The 6,000-nt window shown below is 41.6% G+C and carries 7 protein-coding genes; 4 read left to right on the top strand and 3 right to left on the bottom strand.

Going from position 1 to position 6,000, the window contains the following annotated elements:
• Positions 1-150 precede the first annotated feature (150 nt).
• On the bottom strand, positions 151-1,422 hold the full coding sequence (locus tag AC1TO4_RS14765) for an acetyl-CoA hydrolase/transferase family protein (protein WP_482105962.1): 1,272 nt from the start codon (positions 1,420-1,422) through the stop codon (positions 151-153).
• A gap of 103 nt (positions 1,423-1,525) precedes the next feature.
• Here AC1TO4_RS14765 and AC1TO4_RS14760 point away from each other — a divergent pair, with 103 nt between their 5' ends.
• Positions 1,526-2,236, top strand: a complete 711-nt coding sequence (locus AC1TO4_RS14760; protein ID WP_482105961.1) for a hypothetical protein — start codon at positions 1,526-1,528, stop codon at positions 2,234-2,236.
• A 27-nt stretch (positions 2,237-2,263) separates the two neighbouring features.
• On the opposite strand, the gene AC1TO4_RS14755 is transcribed toward AC1TO4_RS14760, so the two are convergent.
• Positions 2,264-2,548: a hypothetical protein gene (locus tag AC1TO4_RS14755; RefSeq protein ID WP_482105960.1), complete on the bottom strand. Its 285-nt coding sequence runs from the start codon at positions 2,546-2,548 to the stop codon at positions 2,264-2,266.
• Positions 2,549-2,633: 85 nt separating this feature from the next.
• On the opposite strand from AC1TO4_RS14755, the gene AC1TO4_RS14750 reads away from it, so the two are divergent.
• Entirely contained in the window at positions 2,634-2,963 is a 330-nt protein-coding gene (locus AC1TO4_RS14750) for a CHY zinc finger protein (RefSeq protein ID WP_482105959.1), read from the top strand.
• A 144-nt stretch (positions 2,964-3,107) separates the two neighbouring features.
• On the opposite strand, the gene AC1TO4_RS14745 is transcribed toward AC1TO4_RS14750, so the two are convergent.
• On the bottom strand, positions 3,108-3,953 hold the full coding sequence (locus AC1TO4_RS14745) for a VOC family protein (protein ID WP_482105958.1): 846 nt from the start codon (positions 3,951-3,953) through the stop codon (positions 3,108-3,110).
• 96 nt (positions 3,954-4,049) lie between these two features.
• Here AC1TO4_RS14745 and AC1TO4_RS14740 point away from each other — a divergent pair, with 96 nt between their 5' ends.
• Positions 4,050-4,376: a winged helix-turn-helix transcriptional regulator gene (locus tag AC1TO4_RS14740; RefSeq protein ID WP_482105957.1), complete on the top strand. Its 327-nt coding sequence runs from the start codon at positions 4,050-4,052 to the stop codon at positions 4,374-4,376.
• Positions 4,377-4,545: 169 nt separating this feature from the next.
• Complete coding sequence (locus tag AC1TO4_RS14735) at positions 4,546-5,994, top strand: MFS transporter (RefSeq protein ID WP_482105956.1); 1,449 nt, start codon at positions 4,546-4,548, stop codon at positions 5,992-5,994.
• Positions 5,995-6,000: the final 6 nt, after the last annotated feature.

The following is a 6,000-nucleotide window of genomic DNA, read 5'->3' as shown; positions in this document are numbered from 1 at the left end:
CACGTCGCCATGGACACCCTTGCGTTAAGCTAACTGTTACTTCTGCCTTCACAGTTCGGGACTTGCACCCTATAGACTACGCCCATGCTGGGCGCACACATAAAAAACCATGGAGTAGGATTCTCCATGGTTTTGGTCACTTCAACTTATTCAAATAATAATCCCGGTCTTCTTTGCGTCAAACAGTAGCTCCTCCCGAAATGCCGGATGGGCGATATCGATGAGTGCTTTTGCACGTGCAGATAACGATTTTCCGTACAGACTGGCGATTCCGTATTCTGTAACGATGTTGTCAACGTCGTTTTTCGACGTTGTAACGACAGAACCCGGTGTCAATTGCGGTTTAATGCGCGAAATAGTGTCATTTTTCACTGTCGAATACATGCAGATAAACCCTTTACCATGCTTTGCAAAACGCGCGCCACGAGCAAAATCAGCTTGTCCTCCAGTCGATGAATAATAACGGCCGCCAATTGTTTCAGATGCACATTGTCCATAAAAGTCCACTTCCGTCGTCGCATTAATGGAAACGATTCTCTCTTCTTTCGCAATTTCACGTGGATCGTTCACCCTGCTGACCGGTAAAAATTCAACAGCGGGATTTTCATGGAGGAAATCGTACAAACGTTGTGATCCGAAAGCAAATGTCGCTACGATTTTCCCTTTATGTGTAAACTTCTGTGTACCATCGACCGCCCCTGCTTTTACTAGGTCGACGATACCATCTGTCAGCATTTCAGTGTGGATACCAAGATGACGGTGGTTTTTCAACATACCCATAACCGCATTTGGAATTGCGCCGATTCCTATTTGAAGTGAATCCCCATTTTCTATGATGTTTGTTACAAATTCAGCGATTTTTAGATCTTTCTCCCCGACCAAAGGTGACTTCTCTTCGGATAATGGCTGATCATTTTCGATATATCCCGCAACCTGGCTTATATGAATCTGATTTTCACCGTATGTCCGCGGCATATACTTATTCACTTCTAAGACAAACGGGACATGTCCGATGAATTCCGAAATATAGTCCGCCTGCGTTCCTAAAGAGAAATAACCATGTTCATCCATGGGCGATGCAACGGTCAAGACCATCGACATATTTGTGATTTTCTTCAACATGCGCGGAACTTCATGGAAAACGTTCGGTACTAATTCTATTTTGCCTTCTTGGTAAGCTTTTCGTGTCGCACCGCTTAAGAAGTATGAAACATGTGATAAATGGCCTTTCATTTTACCGTTTATATAATCCCGCTCTCGAAGAGTCAGCATTTGATGAATTTTAACGTCATGTAACTTTGTATGATTCGCTTCCATTATATCCAGCAGACGGTGAGGTTCCCCATTTGCAATCGGAACGATGATATCCGCCTTTTTCCCAATCAACCCAATAAACTCTTCTGCATTCAATCGTTTTTCCAATTTAATTTCCACCTCTGTAAGTTTTCAACTTGCAATTAGTATACAACAGACTGAACGCCCACTCAACTTGATGACCTATCACTTTGATGGATATAATGGATGTATGACAAACTTAACTTCGGATCAAATTAGACAACTGAATATGTATAGTATTTACGTCGAACAACCGGAAATAAACTTATTCACATTGGAAACGCTGCTCGACTCAAATAAAACGGAAGACGCAATAAATGTAGTAGAAGCAGTGAGCGGAAGCCCTAACCGAACTGTAGCAGCGTCGTACTTCATGCGTCGTTTCGGAATGTTCACCGCGATGCAATTTTATAACTTGGCGGCGTACGATGAGGTATGGAATGGAGATAAAAAACATCTTCATTTCGGGGCAAAAGTAGAATACGGAAAACTGTCTGTTAGTATGTTTGCGAATGCTGAGGACTGGCAGTACGTGGACGATGGTGAACGTCGCGTTGTTATTAAACGAATTCTAAAAGATCAGTGTGACGCTGTCATCAGGCAAATCCGAACCATCACATCTGTTTCGCCGCTAACGTTATGGGAAAACATTTTCGGGTTTCTCCTTTGGCAATATCACGTACTGCTCGAAAATCCAGCTACATCCCTGGAAGCGCGTGCTGACCTCAATCTATTGAAAGATGATGCACTTTGGGAAGATATCGCTACACGTTCATTATTCGCGGATTACCTAGGCGGATGCGAACCTTCTGCCCTTTTAAACACTGAAGTCCGCAAGACATGTTGCTTCTCCAAAGATGTTCCAGGACTTATGAAATGTGGTTTTTGCCCGTTAAATTAATTCATTAACCCGATTTACCTTGGTAATTCACAATCCAGATTTACCTTGGTAATTCGCAACCCAGACTTTCAGCGAATAAATTGTCCCACTGGCTGCGCCACCATAAAAAAAGCCCATGAAAATCCCGGCGGGCAAGTTGCCTGGATGACTAATGAAAATCGACAAAACAAGTCCAGTGATAGTTGTAACTGTTGAAAACCAGGTCTCAGGTATTTTGAAAAGGACTTTCATTAAGATTACAACTAGCAAAATTACTGGAATTGCCCAAAAAGCATCCCAAATATTCGTATGAATTATCGGAAACTCTTTCAATATGACACCAATCCTTTTTCACATTAGCCTTCCCATCATATAACCGTTTCAGTACAAATTTTAAGGTGAAAGGAAGAGAACCTATATGGAAATTAAAGGTCACACTGTTCAAGGTAAAGTACTTGATAACGAAACTCGCTGCGCCCACTACCATACTGAAGTCGATCGAATTGCTATCAAGTTCTATTGCTGCGACACCTATTTTCCGTGCTTTGAATGCCACAAAGAAGACGGGTGTGGCAATCCCGCCGTCTGGCCCGATGATAAATTTATTGAAAAAGCAGTTCTGTGCGGGGCTTGTGGTCATGAACTGACAATTACGGAGTATTTGGAGAGCGGTTCGGAATGCACTAGTTGTTCAGCTTCGTTTAATCCGAAATGTAGTTTGCACAGAAATCTCTACTTTCAAACTTAACAAATCTAATTATCCAACGAAACGGCTCAATCCATGAATATGAAAAAAACGCTAGATTTCACCTAGCGTTTTTTTCAATTATATCAGTTTAGATTCAGGTAACGATTATTGACAATCCACCTTATACTCTATTGATGAAATAAATCACCTGACTCGGAGATTAATTTGGATTCCGGACGGATCTTCCGTCATAAATCCACTACCGTTCATTCCCACTTTCATACCTAACGCTTCCACCTTCGTAATGGCTTCTTTCAAAACTATTTCATCCGGATAAACAAGCGTATACGATTGAAGTCCAACACTTCCGGCCTTAGGGCGTGTTACGCCTTCGCCATTCCATGTATTCAAGCCGAGATGGTGATGGTATTTCCCATTCGACATAAATAAAGCCTGCGGATAGGTGGTCACGACTTCGAAGCCAAGGGCATTGTAGAAAATTTCCGTTTCAGGCAGATTTGCCACATGCAAATGGACATGCCCCATCACCGTGCCGGTAGGGAGCCCTTCCCATATCTTCCCTGCACTTTCTGCAACAATACTTTCCCCATCGAGCGGGTCCGTACTCATTTCGACCTTTCCATTTTCCCAAGTCCAAACAGCGGGGTCACGATCCGTGTAAATTTCAATTCCATTGCCATCCGGGTCTGACAAATAGAGTGCTTCACTCACTAGGTGATCAGCAGCCCCGATCCGTGTACTATTTTGCACAAAATGTTTAATTATCGCTCCGAGATCGGCTCTCTCCGGCAACAAAAGCGCAAAGTGATAAAGTCCAGAGTGATGTGGTTCTTTCGGAGTCACATTCTCCGGTTGTTCGATAATTAGTAGGGGCGTCTTCCCGTCCGCTGTCAATACTACCTTGTTGGATTCTTGTTCAAGCAATTTAAAGCCAATCACTTCTTTGTAAAAACGGACTGATCTATCCAAGTCCATGACGTTGAGATGCACTTCTCCTGTATACGTAAGCGGTGCTTTATGAAAATTCATTTATATTCCTCCTAAATTCTTTTTATCAGTTACTTACTTTATGTAACTAACTTTATATGTTAGAATGAGAATTGTCAATAAAGGAGCTGGTATTTTATGAACGATTTTGAACTTTGTCCGCGTTTCGAAAAAGCCGTATCTATATTAAGCCAACGCTGGACTGCCCTTATATTGTATCAATTAACAGCAGGACCACAGCGTTTCCGTACAATGACCGACAAACTCAGCGTCAGCGGAAAAACATTATCTCAGCGATTAAAAGACCTGGAACAGCAAAACTTTGTTGTTCGTACTGTATACCCTGAAACACCTGTACGAATCGAATATTCATTGACCGAAAAAGGAATGTCTCTTACACCAATTATGAAAGAAATCGAATTATGGTCAAAAACATGGGTTGCTCAAGTGGAAGAAAACGTATAATAGAACAAACCACCCTATCCATAGATTCATATTATTCATACTAAATCGAATTTAAACAATAGTAATTTAAACCTCCCCCTCACTATTTTATTGTGATAAAATGATGGAATACATAAAAAATGAACGATATTTCCACTATAGTTTCTTTCTAATTTTGAGGGGGAAAATCATGGCTACAGGCTATCAGGGCACGAATAAGATGCTGACAGGAATTGTTTTCGGTGTTATTACTTTTTGGCTATTCGCACAATCTTTAGTCAATATTGTCCCGGTAATGCAAAAAGATTTAGGGATTTCACTGGGCGTACTGAATATCGCAATCAGTTTGACCGCATTGTTTTCAGGTATTTTCGTTGTTGCAGCGGGTGGACTGGCCGATAAATTCGGCCGAAAAAAATTAACCTATATCGGACTTATATTAAGCGTTATAGGATCGCTTCTTCTTGTCATAACGAATGGGGCTACATTGTTGATTATCGGACGGATTATCCAGGGTCTGTCTGCTGCTTGTATTATGCCCGCCACGATATCTTTGGTAAGAACCTATTATGATGGGGCAGATAGACAACGCGCGCTTAGTTATTGGTCCATCGGGTCTTGGGGCGGCTCCGGTATTTGTTCATTTGCCGGGGGAGCTATTGCGACTTCTATGGGTTGGAGATGGATTTTTATCTTTTCAATCGTCATCGCTATCCTCGCAATGATTTTGATTAAAGACACACCCGAAAGTAAAGTGAAACAGCAAGTTCCTTCCCGTTTTGACTATACTGGATTAGTTGTATTCGTATTGATGATGGTTGCGTTAAACGTTGTTATCACACGGGGTGCTGATTTTGGTTGGACAAGTCCACTCATATTAGGTTTAATCGCCGCTACACTGATTGGCATATTGTTCTTTATTAAAATAGAAATTGGTAAATTGAATGCATTGATTGATTTTAATTTATTCAAAAACAAACCGTATACAGGCGCTACCATCTCCAACTTCTTATTGAATGCAGTAGCGGGAACGCTCGTTGTAGCGAATACATATGTGCAAGTCGGAAGAGGATTCTCGGCGTTCCAATCGGGGATTTTATCCATCGGTTATTTAGTATCCGTCCTCGTTATGATTCGTGTCGGTGAAAAACTATTGCAGAAAACCGGAGCGAAATTGCCAATGGTGGTAGGTTCTATCTTGGCTGCAATTGGTATCGGATTAATGGCATTGACTTTTTTACCAGACACAGCCTATATCATCGTCGTCTTTGTTGGATTCATCCTGTTCGGTATCGGACTTGGATTGTATGCTACGCCATCCACAGATACGGCAGTCTCTAGTGTACCGGAAGATAAGATCGGTTCATCTTCAGGTATTTACAAAATGTCGAGCTCACTTGGTAGTTCCTTCGGTGTTGCCATTTCTGCCTCGGTATATAGCGCGATAACACTTACAGGCAATATTGAAAAGGCGGCATCTATCGGAATCATTACCAACGTCATATTCGCAGTATTGGCACTGATTGCGATTATATTCTTAATCCCAAAATCATCTAATTCAGCCAAACAAGACGCCTCCAAACAGAAAGTCCGGAAAACTGATTATGCGCATCCTGTTAATGATAATAGTAGAATATAATATAAG

This window comes from Sporosarcina sp. Y838 (assembly GCF_056786515.1).
Note: the sequence above shows the minus strand (reverse complement) of the source record. Positions and strands in the feature narration are given on the sequence as shown.

Bases quoted from the DNA above. Each gene is read 5' to 3' on its own strand.
- AC1TO4_RS14740 (WP_482105957.1), top strand. From the start codon at position 4,050: ATGAACGATTTTGAACTTTGTCCGCGTTTCGAAAAAGCCGTATCTATA.
- AC1TO4_RS14750 (WP_482105959.1), top strand. From the start codon at position 2,634: ATGGAAATTAAAGGTCACACTGTTCAAGGTAAAGTACTTGATAACGAA.
- AC1TO4_RS14760 (WP_482105961.1), top strand. From the start codon at position 1,526: ATGACAAACTTAACTTCGGATCAAATTAGACAACTGAATATGTATAGT.
- AC1TO4_RS14745 (WP_482105958.1), bottom strand. From the start codon at position 3,953: ATGAATTTTCATAAAGCACCGCTTACGTATACAGGAGAAGTGCATCTC.
- AC1TO4_RS14735 (WP_482105956.1), top strand. From the start codon at position 4,546: ATGGCTACAGGCTATCAGGGCACGAATAAGATGCTGACAGGAATTGTT.